Source organism: Companilactobacillus zhachilii (assembly GCF_003606365.2).
Taxonomy (GTDB): Bacteria; Bacillota; Bacilli; order Lactobacillales; family Lactobacillaceae; genus Companilactobacillus; species Companilactobacillus zhachilii.
The window spans coordinates 1,928,345-1,947,828 of sequence record NZ_CP031933.2 but is presented as its reverse complement, the minus strand read 5'-3'; the positions used below and the strand labels follow the sequence as shown (position 1 = coordinate 1,947,828).

The 19,484-nt window shown below is 36.1% G+C and carries 13 protein-coding genes and 2 pseudogenes; 8 read left to right on the top strand and 7 right to left on the bottom strand.

Annotation, left to right across the window (positions count from 1 at the left end):
* The first annotated feature begins 30 nt into the window (after positions 1–30).
* The 5 genes and pseudogenes from D1B17_RS08900 (at position 31) to D1B17_RS08880 (ending at position 8,923) form a co-directional block, all read left to right on the top strand.
* Entirely contained in the window at positions 31–1,044 is a 1,014-nt protein-coding gene (locus D1B17_RS08900) for a class I SAM-dependent methyltransferase (protein WP_120142024.1), read from the top strand.
* A 10-nt stretch (positions 1,045–1,054) separates the two neighbouring features.
* Positions 1,055–2,250, top strand: a pseudogene (locus D1B17_RS08895) (acetate/propionate family kinase).
* Between the two features lie 517 nt (positions 2,251–2,767).
* The gene (locus D1B17_RS08890; protein WP_120142026.1) at positions 2,768–4,444 is read left to right on the top strand and encodes an oleate hydratase; all 1,677 of its coding nucleotides are present in this window, start codon (positions 2,768–2,770) and stop codon (positions 4,442–4,444) included.
* Positions 4,445–4,732: 288 nt separating this feature from the next.
* Positions 4,733–7,341, top strand: a pseudogene (adhE, locus tag D1B17_RS08885) (bifunctional acetaldehyde-CoA/alcohol dehydrogenase).
* Between the two features lie 340 nt (positions 7,342–7,681).
* On the top strand, positions 7,682–8,923 hold the full coding sequence (locus D1B17_RS08880) for an MFS transporter (RefSeq protein WP_120142027.1): 1,242 nt from the start codon (positions 7,682–7,684) through the stop codon (positions 8,921–8,923).
* A 62-nt stretch (positions 8,924–8,985) separates the two neighbouring features.
* Here D1B17_RS08880 and D1B17_RS08875 read toward each other — a convergent pair whose 3' ends face one another.
* The 4 genes from D1B17_RS08875 to D1B17_RS08860 all read right to left on the bottom strand — a co-directional run bounded on the left by D1B17_RS08875 (position 8,986) and on the right by D1B17_RS08860 (position 10,865).
* A complete protein-coding gene (locus D1B17_RS08875; RefSeq protein ID WP_120142028.1) occupies positions 8,986–9,246 on the bottom strand; it encodes a DUF3781 domain-containing protein in 261 nt (86 codons plus the stop codon).
* A gap of 2 nt (positions 9,247–9,248) precedes the next feature.
* Positions 9,249–10,112 carry a glycerophosphodiester phosphodiesterase gene (locus D1B17_RS08870; protein WP_120142029.1) on the bottom strand — a complete coding sequence of 288 codons (864 nt, stop codon included), beginning with the start codon at positions 10,110–10,112 and terminating at the stop codon, positions 9,249–9,251.
* Positions 10,113–10,203: 91 nt separating this feature from the next.
* Positions 10,204–10,476, bottom strand: coding sequence for a transposase (locus D1B17_RS08865; RefSeq protein WP_137432122.1), 273 nt, complete (start codon positions 10,474–10,476; stop codon positions 10,204–10,206).
* Positions 10,477–10,544: 68 nt separating this feature from the next.
* On the bottom strand, positions 10,545–10,865 hold the full coding sequence (locus D1B17_RS08860) for a DMT family transporter (protein WP_120142031.1): 321 nt from the start codon (positions 10,863–10,865) through the stop codon (positions 10,545–10,547).
* Positions 10,866–11,009: 144 nt separating this feature from the next.
* Between D1B17_RS08860 and D1B17_RS08855 the strand changes: the two genes are divergently transcribed.
* On the top strand, positions 11,010–11,432 hold the full coding sequence (locus D1B17_RS08855; RefSeq protein WP_120142032.1) for a GNAT family N-acetyltransferase: 423 nt from the start codon (positions 11,010–11,012) through the stop codon (positions 11,430–11,432).
* Between the two features lie 4 nt (positions 11,433–11,436).
* A complete protein-coding gene (locus tag D1B17_RS08850) occupies positions 11,437–11,643 on the top strand; it encodes a DUF3923 family protein (protein ID WP_120142033.1) in 207 nt (68 codons plus the stop codon).
* A 36-nt stretch (positions 11,644–11,679) separates the two neighbouring features.
* Here the strand turns inward: D1B17_RS08850 and D1B17_RS08845 are convergent, their stop codons facing one another.
* Positions 11,680–12,861: an MFS transporter gene (locus D1B17_RS08845; protein WP_120142034.1), complete on the bottom strand. Its 1,182-nt coding sequence runs from the start codon at positions 12,859–12,861 to the stop codon at positions 11,680–11,682.
* Positions 12,862–13,167: 306 nt separating this feature from the next.
* Here D1B17_RS08845 and D1B17_RS08840 point away from each other — a divergent pair, with 306 nt between their 5' ends.
* Positions 13,168–13,806 (top strand): GNAT family N-acetyltransferase, encoded by a 639-nt coding sequence (locus tag D1B17_RS08840; RefSeq protein ID WP_120142035.1) that lies wholly within the window; start codon positions 13,168–13,170, stop codon positions 13,804–13,806.
* Between the two features lie 156 nt (positions 13,807–13,962).
* Here the strand turns inward: D1B17_RS08840 and D1B17_RS08835 are convergent, their stop codons facing one another.
* Both D1B17_RS08835 and D1B17_RS08830 read right to left on the bottom strand, forming a co-directional pair.
* Positions 13,963–16,410 carry an isopeptide-forming domain-containing fimbrial protein gene (locus tag D1B17_RS08835; RefSeq protein WP_120142036.1) on the bottom strand — a complete coding sequence of 816 codons (2,448 nt, stop codon included), beginning with the start codon at positions 16,408–16,410 and terminating at the stop codon, positions 13,963–13,965.
* A 351-nt stretch (positions 16,411–16,761) separates the two neighbouring features.
* The gene (locus D1B17_RS08830; protein WP_120142037.1) at positions 16,762–19,221 is read right to left on the bottom strand and encodes an isopeptide-forming domain-containing fimbrial protein; all 2,460 of its coding nucleotides are present in this window, start codon (positions 19,219–19,221) and stop codon (positions 16,762–16,764) included.
* Positions 19,222–19,484: the final 263 nt, after the last annotated feature.

The following is a 19,484-nucleotide window of genomic DNA, read 5'->3' as shown; positions in this document are numbered from 1 at the left end:
AAATTTTATTATTAAGCAAAGAGGTTAACTATGTCTGAAAAAGATATGCAATCGTATTTTGAGAAGCTAAATGAAGTCAATTCGATTTTGAAGAAATCCTTGAAGGTTGGTAACATTGATGCACTTGCTGAAACTTTGACAAACATTTCTGATGGAAAAGTTTATGTGGAAAATGATGTTCCAGATAAGGAAACAGTCAGTAAATTAGAGGCACTTTATCAGGAATTAAAAAACTTGAATTTAACGCCTTTACAATTAAAGCAAGCTATTACTGTTGCTATTATCAAAGCTCAAAAGGATGACAACACCGAAGTTAATAAATTAATGACTCCGGACGCAATTGGCTTGATTGCTAGTCTCATTGCTTATGAGGTACTCAATGTTCAAAAGAAGACGAGCGTTAACATTGTTGATCCAACAGTGGGAACAGGGAACTTATTGATTGAGTTTATTGAGCAATTGAATATGACAGATAAATTCAAGATCAATGCCGCAGCACTTGATAATGACGATACTTTGGTGGCTTTGGCCAAATCTTTCAGTGAAGTGATGAATCTTAACTTAGATGCATATCACCAAGATAGCATTGCAGAATGGGATATCACTGACATTGATATGGCAATTGCCGATTTACCAGTAGGTTATTATCCAGTCGATGATAATGCACTAAAATTCAAGACAAAAGCTGACAAAGGCCATTCCTACGCTCATCATTTGTTAATTGAACAGACGATGAATAATTTAAATGATGGTGGAATCGGTATATTCATTGTACCTTCACAAATTTTCCAAACAGATCAAGCTAAGAAACTATCTGAATGGATGGTTTCAAGTGTTTACTTACAAGCTGTACTTGATTTACCTGCTACATTATTTGCTTCAAAAGAAGCTCAAAAAGCAATTGTTGTTTTGCAAAAACACGGTGGCAATGCTAAGCAAGTGGGAAATGTTTTGATGGGCACAATACCAGATACCAATAATCCAAAATTATTCGAAGGATTTAAGGACCAGTTGCAAGACTGGGCGAAAAATTTTAAAGGTTAGGTGAGATTAAATGTCTAAAATCATGGCCGTTAATTCTGGTAGCTCTACATTGAAGTGGAAACTATACACAGTACCTGATGAGAAAGTTGTTGCAAAAGGGATGGTTGATCGATTGGGACTATCTGACTCAGTTTTTGAAGTTGAGTTTGATGGTAAAAAGATCAGTGAGATGGGCGATATTCCTGATCACACAACTGCTGTCAACAAAATGCTCGATAAATTGATCGATTTGAAAATCATCGGTAGTTACGATGAAATTACAGGTGTTGGTCATCGAGTAGTTGCTGGTGGTAGTATTTTTAAAGATTCCGCTGTTGTGACACCACGTGTGATTCAACAAATTAAAAATCTTTCAGAATTCGCTCCATTACACAACCCTGGTCAAGCTGCCGGTATCGAAGCATTTGAAAAAATTCTTCCTGATGTACCACAAGTGGCAGTATTTGATACTTCATTCCATCAAACAATGGACCCAGTCAATTATTTGTATAGTATCCCTTACGAATATTATGAAAATATGGCGTTCGTAAATTTGGAGCTCATGGAACAAGTCATAGATATGTCTCACAAGCTGCCGCCGATTACTTGCATAAACCATTAAATGATTTGAAAATTATTTCATGCCACTTAGGCAGTGGTGCATCAATCGATGCAATTGAAGATGGTAAGTCTGTCGATACATCAATGGGATTCACTCCACTAGCAGGTATCACAATGAGTACACGTTCAGGTGATATTGATCCATCACTTGTTGCTTATTTGATGCAAAAAATGAAGATTACTGATCCTACGGAAATGGTTAAAATCTTGAATACTAAGTCAGGATTACTCGGAATCTCTGGCGTGTCACCCGATATGCGTGATTTGTTAGCAACAAGAGATGAAAATGATCGTTCAGACCTAGCAATTAAAATTTATGTCAACCGAATTGTTAAATATATTGGTTCATACATTGCCCTATTAAGCGGAGTCGATGTGTTGATTTTTACAGCAGGGACAGGAGCACAAAATGCTGAAATCCGTGCTGATATTGCCAATAGTTTTAACTATATGGGTGTAAAAATTGACAAAGAAGCCAATGAAAATGGCGACGACACTCGTGTCATTAGTGCCAAAGATTCAACCGTTAAAGTCCTTGTAGTACCAACCGATGAGGAATTGATGATTGTTAGAGATGTTGTTAGATTAACTAAGTATAGTGATTAATGGCAGAGGGTGCAGACATGGCGGTTAGCTCCCGAGCATTTTCGTAACTATGTGAATTACACGCTGGTCTTGCGTGTGATTTGCATAGTTATGAAAAGCGGAAGGAGTTGCCATGTCGTAACCCGTTTTAGACAGAGGGCGGAGGACGACGCTTAGCTTTCAATGAGTTTCCTAGCTTCACGAATTGCACACTGCTTTTGTGTGCGATTTGGGAAGTGTAGAAACCATTGGAAGCTGTCGTCCGCAGCCCGTTTAAGAGCCACTGCATGCCCAACAGGGCTTTTAATTAAATAAGATAAATACATATAACTAACGAAAAATAGCCAGAACAATCCTAAAAGATTGCTCCGGCTATTTTCATATCCCCAAATTAATGCTACAAAATCCCAAATTTGTACCAAAAAATAGATTACAAATTTTCGATATATCAAAAATGAAAGCCTTTACTTTTTGCGTGGAACTGCTATATTTAAGGTGTATAGATGAAATAGGAAGATTTGAATGGAGGTTAGTTATTATGACAAGAAAAGCCTACATGATTGGTACTGGTATTGGAAATTTAGCTGCTGGTATCTATTTAATTCGTGATGGTGGCTTTAATGGTGAACAAATCACTATGATGGGTCTAGAAACACATGGTGCTAATGATGGTGCCCCAGTTAAAGATTATGAGGATGAATATAGTAACCAAGCTTTAAGTAACAGCAAAGGCTTCTTAGCCAAAGGTGGTCGTATGTTGAACGAAGAAACATATGAAAACCTTTGGGACTTATTACGTTCAGTTCCATCACTTGATCATCCTGGTCAAACTGTTACTGATGACATTTTGAATTTTGACCACGCTCATCCAACACATGATGTCGGTCGTTTGATGGATGACGATGGACCTCGTAATAAACCAAATAAAGATAATTACAAACATATGCAATTTACTAACAAGGAACGTTATTTGTTAAGTAAGTTGATGTTGATGCCCGAAAAAGACGAAGAAATGCTCAACAATATTAGTATTGCTGAATGGTTCGAAAGCACACCACACTTCTTCACAACTAATTTCTGGTACATGTGGCAAACAACTTTTGCTTTCAAACGTGCTAGTTCAGCCATGGAACTACGTCGTTACATGAACAGAATGATTCTTGAATTCAGTCGTATCAATACTTTGGAAGGTGTAACAAGAACACCATATAACCAATACGAAAGCATTATTTTACCAATGCGTAAGTATTTGGAAGACCGTGGCGTAACCTTTATCAATAACCGCAAAGTTACTGAATTAGAATTTAAAGATACTCCACTCCAAGATGATATTATCGTAACGGGAATCAAGTATGAAGAAGTCGACAATGATAACAAAGAAGGTCATATCGACGTTGCTGAAAATGATCTAGTCTTTGATACTAATGGTTCAATTACTGATAGTTCATCAATCGGTGATTATGACACACCTGTTAAGGAAAATATGGAATACGCACCAAGTGCTATGCTTTGGAAGAAAGCCGCCGAGAAATTCTACTCATTAGGTAATCCTGACAAATTCTTTAATGATCGGACTCAAAGTGAGTGGATGAGTTTCACTGTTACAACAAATAACCACTACTTGGTCAACGAAATTTCACGTATTACTCAACAAGAACCTGGTAATGCCTTGAACACATGGATTCACAGTACACCATTGATGTCAATCGTTGTGCACCACCAACCACACTTCAAGGCCCAAAAGCCTAACGAATCAGTCTTCTGGGGTTACTTCATGTATCCAAGAAGAAATGGTGACTACGTTCAAAAACCAGTTATTGAAATGACAGGTAAAGAAATGCTTGAAGAATTCCTTGGTCAATTAGCTGCGGTTGATCCAAGCAAGGACAATATTGCAAACCACAAACAAGAAATTATGGACAGTATTGTCAACGTAATTCCTGTTCATATGCCATATGCTAGTGCTTTGTTCAATCAAAGAGCTGTTGGTGACCGTCCTGATGTTGTTCCAGAACACAGCAAGAATTTGGCCTTTATTAGTCAATTTTGTGAACAACCATTCGATATGGTCTTTACGGAACAATATTCATTCCGTGCTGCTCAACGTGCTGTTTACACATTGCTCAATATTCCATTGTCAGAAATGACACCAATGCATCATTACGAAAAAGATCCTAAAGTTATGGCTCGTGCCACAAAGACAATGTTCAGATAATAAAATAATTCACAAACTGGAGCTGAAAACCAATTCAGCTCTTTTTTTGTGAATCAAAAAAGCCCGATATCAGTCACTTTGTGAAGATTTTTTCACAATTGGATACCTAATTATTTTGATGTGAAAAGTTATTTTTTAATTATCATGGCACGCTACGTGTTGATATATCAACGTGAATACGTTTACATTAATTATTTGAAATAAAATGCTTGAACAAAAGATACACAGTGATAAGATAAAACGTGAATTAGTTAACAAATACAGTTTTTTATTCTTGGAGGTAATCAGATGTTGAAAGGTTCCAAAGATACAAAGGTTGAAGAAAAAGAAGATGTAAAGCCAGTTATTGATGCCATGGTCGCTAAAGCTCAAAAAGCTTTGGAAATTATGGATAGCTTTACACAAGAACAAGTTGATCACATTGTTCATCAAATGGCGATTGCTGGTTTGAATGCTAGTTTTGAATTAGCTAAATTAGCACATGAAGAAACTGGCCGTGGTTTAGTTGAAGATAAAGTTATCAAGAACATGTTTGCGACCGAAGAAATTTGGCACTCAATCAAACGTGACAAAACAGTTGGTATCATTGAGGACGACAAAGAACATCGTTTAATCAAAGTTGCTGAACCACTTGGTGTTTTAGCTGGTGTTACACCCGTTACAAACCCAACTTCAACAGCAATGTTTAAATCATTGATTGCCTTGAAGACACGTAATCCAATTATTTTTGGATTCCATCCCCAAGCTCAAAAGTGTTCTGTTGCGGCAGCCAAAGTTATGTTGAAGGCTGCTGTTGATGCCGGAGCTCCTGAAGGCGTTATCCAATGGATTGAAAAGCCAAGTATCGAGGCTACTTCATACTTGATGAATAACGATGGCGTTGCCAGTGTCTTGGCTACTGGTGGTCCTGGTATGGTCAAAGCTGCTTATTCAACTGGTAAACCTGCTTTAGGTGTTGGTCCTGGTAACGGTCCAGCCTACATCGAAAAGACCGCTAATATCAAACGTGCTGTAAACGACATTATGATTTCTAAAACTTTTGATAATGGTATGGTTTGTGCCGCTGAAAATAGTGCCATTGTTGATGCTGACATTTATAGTGACGTTAAGTCATTGCTTGAAAAGAATAAAGTATTCTTTATTAAAAAGTCAGATTATAAGAAATTAGCTGAGGCAATGTTTAGACCAGAAGGTGGCGTTAAAGGTCCTATCGCTGGTCGTTCAGCCTTAGAGATTGCTGATCTTGCCGGTATCAAGGTCCCTGCTGATACAAAGGTACTCGGTGTAGAAATTAGTAAGGTTGGTCCTGATGAACCACTTTCAGCTGAAAAACTCTCACCAGTTCTTTCAGTTTACAAAGTCGCTGGTCACAAAGAAGGCTTTGAAAAAGCTGATGAATTGTTGCACTTTGGTGGTCTAGGTCATACTGTTGGTATTCACACAATGGACGAAGATTTAGCTACTGAATTTGGTATCAAGATGAAAGCTAGTCGTGTACTAGTTAATACTCCTGCTGCTATTGGTGGTATTGGTAATCTTTATAACGAAATGATCCCATCACTTACTCTTGGTACTGGTTCATGGGGAAGAATTCTATTTCTCATAATGTATCTTCATTTGATTTGCTTAACATTAAGACAATCGCAAAACGGAGAAATAATATGCAATGGATTAAACAACCAAGAGTTTACTATGAAAAGACATCAGTCCGTTACCTAGAGGACCTTGAAGGGATGAAGAGAGCCTTTATCGTCTGTGATCCTGTCATGGTTCAACTAGGTTACGTTGATACAATTACTGATGAATTGAAACGTAGTAAAGTTAACGTTGAATATTCAATGTTCTCAGATGTTGATAACATTGTGACAACTGATATCGTTCAACGTGGTGTGACACAAATGAACTTGTTCAAACCTGATACAATTATTGCTTTAGGTGGCGGCAAGACTATGGAAACAGCCAAAGATATGTGGCTCTTCTATGAACACCCTGATGTCGATCTCTTTGGTGCCAAACAAGGATTCATTGATATTAGAAAACGTACTTACAAGTTCCCTAAGCCTGAAAAAGCTCAATTTGTTGCTATTCCAACAACCTTTGGTAACGGTGGACAAGTTACACCATTTAGTTCAATCATCGATACCAAGACCGGTACTAAGTACCCAATCGCTGATTATGCATTGACCCCTGATGTTGCTATCATTGATTCACAATTTGTTGAAACAATGCCAAAAGACATCATGGCTGAATCTGGTATGGATGTATTGACTAATGCTGTTGAATCATACGTTGCTAATATGGCATCAGATTACACAAGACCATCAGCACTTCAAGCTATTAAGTTAGTCTTTGATAACTTAGAAAAAGCTGTAGCCGGTGATAAAGATGCTCAAGCCGAAATGCACAATGCTTCAACACTAGCTGGACTTTCATACGGAAATGCTTTTGCTGGTGTAGCTCACTCAATTACAGATGCATTGACAAACGTCTATGGTATCAACCATGGCCTAGCTTCAATCGTAGCTTTACCACAAGTTATTAACTATAACTTTGAACAACCAACAAAGATGACAATGTGGCCTGCATATGAAAGCTTCAGAGCAGATTCAGACTATGCTGCAATTGCCAGTTACGTTGGTTTGAGTGGCAAAGATGAACGAGCATTGAAAGATGCCTTAGTTAAGAAAATCGTTGATTTAGCACATGCCGTTGGTATTAAACTAAGTCTTAAAGATAACTACATCGATAAGAAAGACTTTGATAGCAAGTTAGACGACTTAGCAGAAGCAACCTTCGGAGATCAATTCTCATTCACAAATCCTAAAGAACCATTGATTGCTGAATTGAAACAAGTATTGAAAGATGTTTACGTCGGAAAAGGAATCGAAAGTAAATAGAGAGCGGAACAAGGGCGGTTAGCTCCTGAGCATTTTCGTAGAACTGTGAATTACACGCCGCTTTTGCGTGTGATTTACAGTTCTATGAAAAGCGGAGGGAGTTGCCCTTGTGTAGCTCGTTTCAGAGCCACTGCATGCCCAACTCACATTAAAATATAAGTAGTTTACAAAAAAATCAAAAATAGCGTCGGTAACCTAACCAGATTACCAACGCTATTTTTCTATACAAAAAAACTAAAATATTCATAAAAACTTATATCAATAACCCAATCAAAACCCCAATCCAACTAGGCTATACTGAAATAACTGGGGGAGAAAGCTCTGAAAAGGGGTTGTCTATTTGAGAATCAATAAAGAACAATGGAGCTGGATTTTTTATGATTGGGCTAATTCAGCGTACGGAATTATTGTAACAACGGCTGTTTTGCCAATTTATTTTAAATCAATCGCTCAATCACAACACGTATCAGCAGCTGGTTCGACCGCTATTTGGGGTTATGCAAACAGCTTTAGTACGTTGTTAGTTTCATTATTAGCGCCATTTTTGGGAGCATTAGCTGATTATCCACATTTCAAAAAGAAAATGTTGAATATTTTTTGTTGGCTAGGTATAGTTATGACCTTTGGATTAGCTTTAGTCCCAGCAAATCAGTGGCAATGGCTATTAATCGTCTATATTTTTTCAGCAATAGGTTATTCAGCCAGCAATTTGTATTATGATAGCTTTTTGATCGATGTTGCTGAAGATGAAGATATGAACAGGATATCCACACATGGTTATGCTTACGGATATTTAGGTGGCGTAATAGCCTTTATCTGTTTTTTAATCTTGCAGTTGACGAATGGCTTTGGGAAATTAGATGGGACTGGGATTGCACGCTGGAGTTTTGTTATTGCTGCCGTTTGGTGGATAATTTTTTACATTCCACTACAAAAAAATGTTCATCAAAAGTTTTCAGTTGCTAGTAATTCAGCACCTTTAACTGATAGTCTCAAACGTGTTTTACAAACAGTTCAGCACATCAAGCAGTATAAGAAAGTAGCTTGGTTTTTAGTAGCATACTTCTTTTACATCGATGGTGTAGATACAATTTTTACTATGGCTACAGCGATTGGAATGGATATTGGTATCAAGACTAATGAATTGATGATTGTGATGCTAGTCGTTCAATTAGTGGCCTTTCCATTTTCAATTTTCTTTGGTTGGTTAGCAGATAAGACGTCGACTCGAAAAGGTATCTTATTAGGTATCAGTATGTACTTCATTATTTGTTTGTACGCTTTAAACTTGAATACCAGCCGAGACTTCTGGATTTTGGCATTGTTGGTTGGAACGAGTCAAGGTGGTTTACAGGCATTGAGCCGTTCTTATTTTGGAAAAATTATTCCCAAGGAGTCAGGTAGTGAATTCTATGGCTTTTATAATATTTTAGGAAAATTTTCAGCAGTGATGGGTCCATTTATTGTTGCTATTGTGACCCAAGCAACAGGTAAGTCAACAATTGGAGCTGCATCAATTAGTGTGCTTTTCTTGATTGGTTTGGTGGTTTTTGCGATGTTGCCAAGAATTACATCAAGATAGAGATTTACTATATAAAGATTAAAAAAATCCCTGTAAAATCTAATTTGATTTTATAGGGATTTTTAGAATGAATTATATTTAAGTTTGTTTACGGTGATTAAACGATAATTGAATGAGTTAATAACTAATTCAATATCATCATTTTGCAGATAATAGTTTTTACCATCTTTAACAATAGTAGTTACTTTATCCTGAATGATTTGGTTGACTAAAGTTTTAATTTCTTCATTAGAAAGATTAACTTGAAGTTTCTTATTCACGCGATTAAAAACTAGTGGAGTATAACAAACATTATTTAAAAATATTTTATATTCAGGAATCATAATTATTTCCAACGATTGATTAAGTGTGAAGTTTCTTTAGTGTTATTAGTAAAGACACTATCTAATTTCAAAGTATTTAAAGCATCATAATTATCATTATAAGTATTCAGAATCCAACCATTAGTTTTAAAACCATTTTTATGAGCCAGCTTAACTAATTTGGGAGTCCATTGATTCAAACGGATGGAGATAAATTTGATGTAACGAGGAGCATTTTCGATTTGTTCACTATATTGACGTTCGGTGACGGAATCTAGTAACCAGAGTGTAGGGACATTTTTCAAAGCTTTGTGGACAGCTTCAATGCCAGGTAAACTTTCATCTTGCATAATAACGTTATTGGTCATTTTAGCTTTCTTTAATTCCTTGATTAAAGCTTTTTCAGTGTTGGTATTGTCACCAGCATTTTTCTTGGTTTCAATAATATAATGAACCTTTTTACCGTAACGTTTAAAAACATCTTTTAGCTGGTGGATTTTTTCACCATTATGTAATTTTACTTGATTAATTTGCTTAGAGTTAGAGGTTGAAATTGTGACATTGTGGCCAGTAGATTGTTTTAGGTTGTCATCATGAGAAACGTACAGCTTATTATCTTTACTGAGCCAAACATCTTGTTCAATATATTGTGTACCATCTTTGATTGCTTGATTGTAGCCGGCAAATGAATGATCAGGTTTGTTATAAGGGCTACCACGATGTGAAAAAATTATCGGTGAATCGGGTGCAGCATGATTGATACTTTGAGTTACTGAAGTTAGATTTTTAGCTTTAGGAGCAGCGGCGGCCAGAGCATTAGTTGCAACCAAAGGTAACGTTAGAACGGTTAAAAGTAATAAGATTGATGTGATTTTAAATTTCTTCATTATTTCCCCTCTGAAACGATTTTTGACACTGCTATTTTACCCATAAAAAAAGTGCTACCGCAAGGTTAATGGGTAACACGATTCTACTATATTAGTGAAATTTGAATGGACGATAGTTTCTTTTTTCTTCATGATGACCTAAAACTAATTGTTTAGTCTTTTCACGTTCAATCTTTAGTTTCTTTTGGAGTTGGCGATTCTTCCAAAAGCCGTGAATACAAACGGCTACAGGTAAGGTTGTTAAAGCAATCGTAGCGGGAATCAACCAAGGATTTTTGCGAAGCATCTCCATATTAAATTCTTTATTTTCTTTCATTTCTTGATGTAATTCTTCAGGCGTCAACATAATATCCCATCCTTTCAACTTTGACTAAATCATAAGCTAAAATGTAACCGATGTCATTAAATAACCTTGAATAATGTTAAAATTAATTAGCTACCTGAAGTGAACTTAATCCCGACGATACTAACTAGCAGTAAAATGAAGAAGACCCATGTTAGTGGTGATAATTTATCCCCGAAGAGAAAGACTCCAACGATGATTGAGCCAACGGCACCGACTCCAGTCCAAATTGGGTAAGCTAAGCTCATCGGCATTTTTTTGACGGCTAAGGCTAGCAATCCCATACTTAAAGCTAGTCCGACAATTGTCATAATGGTGTAATTGAGTTTGGTAAAGCCATGGCTTAATTTCATAGTGGTTGCCCAAACGACTTCAAACAGTCCGGCAGTGATTAAATAGATCCAATTCATAATATTTTCCTCCAAAAAAAATAAGTACCCTTATTAATTCCTTCTTTGGCCTAACGGAATTAATAAGAATACTTTTGTAAGTGACACCCGGCGGTGTTTAATGATTTCAGGTTATTCTAGCAAAAATAAAGGTGGATGGCAAACATGATTCGAAGAATGAAACAAGACGAAATTGATGAAGTTGGTGAAATATGGCTTAATGGCAACTTGGAAGCCCATGATTTCGTTGATAAAAATTATTGGTTGAATTATTTAGACGATGTTAAGGAACAACTTAAGCAAGCTGATATTTATGTTTATGATGAGCAAGGGATACAAGGATTCGCGGGTTTGAAAGACGAGCATATTGCCGGAATATTTGTGAAGAAAGAATTTCGTAATCACGGCGTAGGGAAAAAGCTGCTGGATTATTTGAAACAACATTATGATAAATTAAGTTTGGATGTTTATGAAAAAAATCACGGTGCTAGAAAATTTTATCATCACAATGATTTTACGGTCTCCTTGGAAGATGTTGATCCGGACAATGATGAAAAAGAGTATCAGTTAGTCTGGAATAAAGGATAATCATATGAAGGTTTGGCATTGGTTAAATATTATTTGGTTAGTTTTGTTCATTATTGGAATCGTTTTTGTGTTGGTTCGAAAGGTCGATGGCGCAGGTGCGGTTCAAACGCCCCAAGTTAAAATGGTTTCAGTAATGGTATTGTTAGGATTTTATTTATTCATTTGGTTGTGTCAGTTGATTACGTTATATTTTATTAAAAAGCATAAATAAAAAGCCAGGAGACTTAAATGTTTTCTGGCTTTAGTTTTATTCTGCTTGTACAAGAGGATGCTTCCGAACAACGAAAGTTAATAAATATGATGCCGCTAAAATAAAAGTAACGACCAAATATGGATAGTGTGTATTCCAATCCATCAAAGCACCAGACATCAAAGGTCCGATAACATTACCAACACTAGTCAATGACATATTCATACCATTGATCAAACCTTGGTTTGAACGGCTTGATTTCGTCAATAAAGTTGTAATCGCTGGTCTCAACAAATCAAATGATGAGAAGATAACTAACGTTGCGACAATAACTTCAATGTGTGTATGTGCTTGAGTGATCCAAAAGACACAGACGGCACTGAGTAAGAAGGCAATGCTGATTAAACGCATTTCCCCAATTTTACTAATGATCCAGTTGAACGCTGCCACTTGTAGAATTAAAGAAATAATTCCGTTTAATGTCAATACTAATGCAATCGTACTCAAACCAAAATTGAAAACTTGGTTAACGTAAATACTATAGATACTTTCGAATCCTTGTAGTCCAAAGGATGAAACCAAAATCATTCCGAATAGCATAACCATAGGTAAGGTAAGAATTGAACGAATCGAACCCTTTTCTTGTGCCTTTTTTTCAGCTTCCAGTTCCTCACGTTCAAGAACTTCTTTGTTTTCTTTCAAGAAAATCTGCGTGAAGATGGCACTAGTGATACTCAAGACACCAGCGACCCAGAAAGGTGTTTTATAACTGATACCAGCCAAAATACCGCCAAGTCCGGGACCTAGAATCAATCCACCACTGAAAGCAGCAGACAACCAGCCAATAACTCTGGCACGATCTTTTAAGGTAGTTAAATCTGAACCTAAGGCCATTGAGGTTGGAATTACCATGGCAGCTGATAAACCACCGATGATACGAGAAATGTTAAAGATAGGAAGCGTTGTGGCAACCGCAAAGATGAATTCAGAAATCATATAAGTGAAAAGTCCGAAAACAATCACGGGCTTACGACCAATTTTATCGGACATCTTACCAACAATTGGTGATGCGACAAATTGCGCGAAAGCAAAGAGTGAAGTCATAACACCCATTTGGGAGGTTGTAAAATGATATTCATTCTTGATAAATGGTGTGACCGGTATGACCAAACCAATTCCTAAACAGATTAAAAAGTTACTAAATACTAGAATATAAATCGATTTTTTATTTTTTCCCATATATTCCCCTCCTCGTTAATAATTGTTCAGTTCAAAAAAACTACCATCTGCTGATAGTAGTTGGTTATAAGAAAACCGATATTCTAAGTTGGACTTAGATATCGGTTTGAACTGGAAATCTCACATTACTGATTAGCATACTATGTATTTATATTAATGTCTAATAATTTAGCTAAACTTTTTGTTAAAAATATATAACAAAAATAACTTTTGGCACATAAAATTATTTTAAATGGCTCGATTAATGGACATTTTGTATTTAAGTGCTTATTATAGGTACATGGCTGTTTAAAGGAGGTCATTTTTTTGGATTTTCGGAGTGGGTTGAACAGTGATAAACCCCAGATAATAAATTTACTTACAGAATCATTTAAGGAATACATAACTACGAAGAACATGTTCCAACAAGAGTTCCGTTCTAGTGCTAAGTTTGACAAGTTAATGCGTAAATATTTTGCGCTCGAAGTTAATGTATTTATGAAAAAGGGTTTGGTTTATGTTGGAGCTGACGGAAAGGGAACGCCTAGAGCTGTTGCTCTAATTGAATTTAATCAAGGTAGACAGATCAGTAATTGGGACTATCTAACAATGGATGGTTTAAAAATACTGCCTGAACTCCTAAAGAGTGGATTCAATGGTTTCAATGCATTCGATATCTTTAAGTTCGAAGATCTTTTCGACAAAGTTAAAGGTAAGAAAAAATGTGTCGTTGAATATTTAGCTGTGGATAAATCCTTGCGTGGTCAAGGTATCGGTAGCAAAATGTTGAACAATCACATTAGTCCTTACGTTAAGAAGATTGGTTACCGCAATATTATTTTGGAAACTAATACTAAAAAGAACGTTACATTTTATAAGAAGAATAATTTCTCAGTGCGCTCAGTTAAGAAAGTTAACTTGAGTCATGGGGATGTTAAGGATTGGGTCTTATCAAAGGCTATCTAAGACAAGAAAAAAGTCGCTCACAAATTGTGAACGACTTTTTTTAATAAAAACAACTGATTCCTACGAGATAAGAATACCAAATTGTTATTAGGGTAGTACCTTTATTAAGGAAACTTAATTTTTATTATGAATTTTTAAAGGTAGGGTGTTTAGTTGTTAGACTGATTCAGTTAGACCCCATGTTAGTGTTCCCTTGTAAAGACCGGAGGGGGTATTGGAGGCTAGTTTTATTTTCCAATCATTTGTTCCAACGTATTTAGTTAGATTTAATGATTGTTGATTTCCCTTAAAAGGGGCCGTTTGAATGGGTGTCCCCCCAGGCAAGATTGGTTGCCAAGTTCCAATGTCCTCAAAGGAGTTATTCCTTTGTTTTATAAAAAGTAAATCGGAGTCGCTAGTTGGAATTGTTTCACCATTTGAATTGACCATATGTGTGTGTGGATTATCGTTGTCGTAGCAAATATTAACCTTAAAATTATTGCTGTCGGGGTGTGAAACAATTAATTCTCCATCAGTATTGATGTTGTTGAGGGTTACTGGCTTTCCCTGCATTTTTATGGAACCAAAATCTATAGTTTTAGGTGTATCTATAAAGCTATTCATCTTTTGAATATTTAGGATTGCCGCCGTAGCAATTTGTTCATCATAAGTAGTATTTTTTAGATTAAAATCAAAAGGTTCGTTGGTTTCCACTTTTGTAATGAAAGCATTATTGGATATTGTACCAATGGACGAAGCAGAGACATTTACCTCGAATTGAGTTGTTATTTGTTGCCCGGGTTTAATTGTATTTACCGCACCCGTATGGATCCCCCAGGTTTGGCCATACCATTTTCCATCAACACCTTGAGTTTTGATACTATTTGGGTCTAGGAGCAATCCGTCAGGTAGTTTATCATCGATATTGTCGGCTCTAACTAAATCGAAGTGGCTATCGGAATCTACTCTATATATAGTTTGATAGCCAATGCGGTCACCAATTTTTGCAGTCGTAGATTCTCGATAATCTTCGTTGTTTGTTATATTTTTAATTTTTGTTTGAAAGGTGTACTTAAAACCTGAAGTTAACACTGGGAAACTGGTTGAGGCTTTGAAGGTATCCGTTATATTAGATGAAACTTCGGCATCAGAGCCTAAAAAATAGGCAGTATTGGTGAAGTTTAAATTGCCATCTAAATTTTGTAAAGCATCGGATGTTAACGTGGCTTCAAACGTGACAGTTTCTGATTTTCCATCGGTTAATTTATATGGCGTGGGTACGGTTAAAGTTCTTGTAGTTGAATCGTAGTCTGTTGGCGATGGTTGTGAATTTAAAAAGGTATCAGACGTTTGGGTGATAGAATTTGGATCGATTTGTAATCCCTTTGGCATATGGTCAATGACTTCTTGAGCATTCCATTGAGAATCATATCCATTGTTAGTTAATTGAAGGGTAAACTTTAATTTATCACCGATCCTATTAGTACCATCTCGTCTTGTTTCATTAATGTAAGTTTTTGAAGGTGTCGGAATTGAATAATTTCTTTTGTTAACTCCCATGGCGGATGAAAAATGCGCAACTTGATTTGGGGCGAGTGTTCTAGAATTCCATTTGAGAATGTAGGCTGAATCAACTACTCCGGTGAGTTGAGTACCTTTAGGATTATTGCGGGTTTCGGCTCCTGAACCTGTAACTAGGCCGTTGGTTAACCCAGAAGCCCAGTTTGAGACACGCGCTTGTCCATTGTAACTATCGAATCCGTCAATTGTTTGATTAGAGACCATAAGTCGGTAATACTTGCCATTATTGAGGTCTTCAATATAAATTCCTTTTCTGTTTCCTAAATCTTTGACGGCTACAGAATCGTCTCCAGATGTATCTTCACCGATTTTAGTGTCTTCACCAAATAATGTGACAAATTCAGCAGGCTTATTATCTAAGTTTTTAACAAACATTTCTCTTTGAACCATGGCTGAATGTGTCGGCGAGGCACGAAGTAATAATTCGACTTCAAAGTGGTAATCTCCATTTTGAAATCCAGAATTATTTTTACGGTCAAAATAACCCATGATTTTATAGGTTGGATTGCCGTTTTTGTCTTTACCCCAAAAGTATTTTTTTGATGATAAACCAGCATTACCGGAACCATTTATTGTTCCAGGATTACCTAAGACGCTAAATGCAGCTGAAGTGATCCCTTTGGCAGTGTTAGATGTACTTGGAGCAATCATGAAATCAGGTGAGGTTTGTGAAACACCTTCCTTGTTGCTATTTGTATTCGAAAATCCACTTTGAAATATCGCACTTATATAGTCATTATTGTCATTAAGAAAAATATTCATTTTGGAATAACTAGAAAGATCACCTGTTGAAATTGAATTTTTTTCGATCGTATCATCACCACCAGTAGATACTTTTCCAGAAGTATTTTGGGCTAATCCAAAAGCATATCCTAATTTTAAATTATCTTTAATAGGTAATTCTCCGACTTGATTAATAATATTACTGGGATGATTCCATTTATCAATGCCATCATCGAAGTCGTAGCGTCCGATGTCTTCTGCAGTGATAGTATTTGTAAAGTAAATAAACGTGAAGAATGCTGCAAAAAAGCTAATAGCCAATAATACTAAGATGCCTCTAAATTTCAATTTTAATTTCCTTTAGATTATTTTTTTAATAGACAACACTGAACATAATTAAGATTGATTATTAATGAAAATATGACTAATTAGTTATTACAAAAATACACATTTTATGTGGAAAACATTATAAATATTATCAATGTGACCATGATATAGCATTATCGCATCATTTTTCCAGTGATTAATGAAATTATTTGAAATAAATTTTTAATTTAATGAACTGAGCAATATGTAGTTTAGATAAATCATTATTAATAATAAAAGCAAAAAATGATTAAACAAAAAGCCGCTCACACAATGTGAACGACTTTTTGTTATTCGTATAAATTTTCAGACTGATTCAGTTAGTCCCCAAGTCAAAGTACCATTATATGCACCTGGTAAAGTAGCTGAAGAAATCTTCAATTGCCAATTACCAGCACCAATATAATTCGTTAAATTAACGGCGCTACTATAATCGGTAAAGTTATCACTTTGAAGGGTTGTACCTGATGGTGTAATCGGTGTCCATGTACCAGGATCAGTATCATTTTCGGTTCTTTGTTTTATGAAAATCAATCCTGTGGCATCAGAAGGTAAGGTATCACCATCACTGTTTATTAATTGTGAATCTTTATTGTCATTATCATAAGCAACCGTCACATTATAAGGCGTATTAGTTGGATGGGAGACAATCAATTCACCGGTTGTGCTCGTGTTATGCAGAACTTTATTCTGACCGTACATATTAGTTGATCCAAAATCGATATTAGTTGGAACTTTAGTTATTGCATCAACATTTTGAACATTAATATCTGCAGCAGTTGAGGTTTGCTTGTCAAAGTATTGATTGCCAGTCGTATTAACATTGGACATTGTTGCTGTATTGGTTATTTTTCCGACTGAAGAAGCAGTGACGGTAGCACTAAACTCGACTTTAACACGCTGACCTTTGCCGATAGCATTTACTCCAGTATTGATGTGATCTTGATGATAACCACCACTGTCGGGATCACCAGGTCCCCAGATTTTAATTGAGGACGTATCGAGTTGTAATCCAGCTGGCAAAGTATCTTCTAAGGTGGCTCCAGAATTTACACTATCTTTACTTTCGGAAGCAACAGAGTAGATGATTTGATAATCAACAACTTGACCTTTTTTAGCATCAATACTTTGTGAGTAGCTTGTATCACCGTGTTTCTTAACTTGTTTGATAAAACTATAGTTAAGTCTTGGTGGCTGAACTTTAATATCAACAGAGGCGGGGAAGGTCTTTTGGACTGTTTCGTTATTACCAACATCGATACCACTAAATTCAGCTGTATTTGTAATAGTGTTTTCTTCTCCGGAACTTGTTAAAGCATCTTTAGTTAGGGTGGCAGTAAAACTTATGGTGGCATATTGGTCGTCAGTTAATGATATCCCAGGTGGAACGGTAATCGTATTAGTTGTTGCATCGTAATCGGATTCGGCCAGTGGCTGTGGCTTTTCACCGTTGTTGCTTAATGTCATTGAAGATGCATCAACTTGTAAACCAGCCGGTAATTTATCGACTAATTTGTTGTAGTTCCATTTGGCTCCGTAACCGTTATTGGTGATTTTTAGGTTGAACTTTAATTTATCACCGACCATATTTGTGCCATCAGAGCGAGTTTCATTAGTATAAGTCTTTTCAGGAGTCATGATTGAGTAAGGTTTAGACGTTACTCCCATAGTTGATCCAAAGTGAGCAGTTTCACCAGTTTTTAGAGTTGTGGGATTCCATTTCAACGTATAAGTTGAATCGCCAAATCCTGTTAGTGATGTACCTTTAGGATTATCTTTAGCTTCGTCGCCACTGCCAGTGACTGTACCAAATTTGTCTACCCAATTAGTAGATGCGATTTGTCCAATATAACTATCGAATCCGTCGGGCATATTGTTAGTAACGAATAACCGATAATTATTGCCGGAATACGTATCTTGAACGTAGATTCCTTGCTTATTTCCAAGATCATAGACTGGCACCATATCATTGTGCAGACCATTACTGTCACCTAATTTAGTATCTTCACCGAATAAGGTGATAAATTCAGCCGTATCAGTTGATAAATTTTTAACGTACATTTCTCTTTGGACAATTGCTGAATTAGTTGGTGAGGCACGCAGGAGAATTTCTATTTCCAGGTCGTAGGTACCATTTTTATATCCAGAATTATTCGTTCTAGTAAAGTGCCCCATGATTTTGTATGCTGGATGACCGTTAGCATCAGTTCCAACGTAATATTTCTTTGATACCAGACCGGTATTTCCAGTACCATTAGATGGACCACTGGGATTTCCTAAGATGTTATAGGCTGGTGCAGTGATACCTTGTAATGAAGTTGGTCCATTGGGAGCAATCATAAAGTCAGGTGAAGTAGGAGAAACGTTTTGCCGATTAGTTCCGGTACTTGAATATCCACCTTGAAAGACTGAACTGACATAGTTACCATTTTGATTTAAAAAGACATTCATTTTAGAATACTGGACATTCATTCCGGTCGAAATACTATCTGATGTAATGGTAGTATCACCACCAGTAGATACTTTACCTTTAGTATCCTGAGCTAAACCAAAAGCGTAGCCCAATTGTAGATTTGTGCCATCGATGGGAATATTGGCTACTTGATTACCCGAGGTGACTTGATTCCAATTAGTAATGCCATCATTAAAGTCATAAGGGCCAATAGTAACAGATGCGGCTGATGCCGTTTGTGTAAAGCTAATTAAAGTTAAAAAGATTGAAAAAATACCAATTAAAAATAACTTGAAATTTTTATTCATTCCCATAGTTATTACCCCTCACAGGTTAGATTTAAGTATTTAGTATGATTATATTTTGAAAAATAATTATTATATTTAAAATAAATACTTCCTCAATGATTAATCATAAATAGTCATATTAATGCTCTTATCATGATATATTATATAATCTGTGAGTAGGGCTTACATTTCATCTTTTATAAATTGGGTTATATGAAATTGGAATTAAATGGGAAAATATAATTAATTAATATTAGGTTATTGATTTTATTATAAACTGGGAAAATATT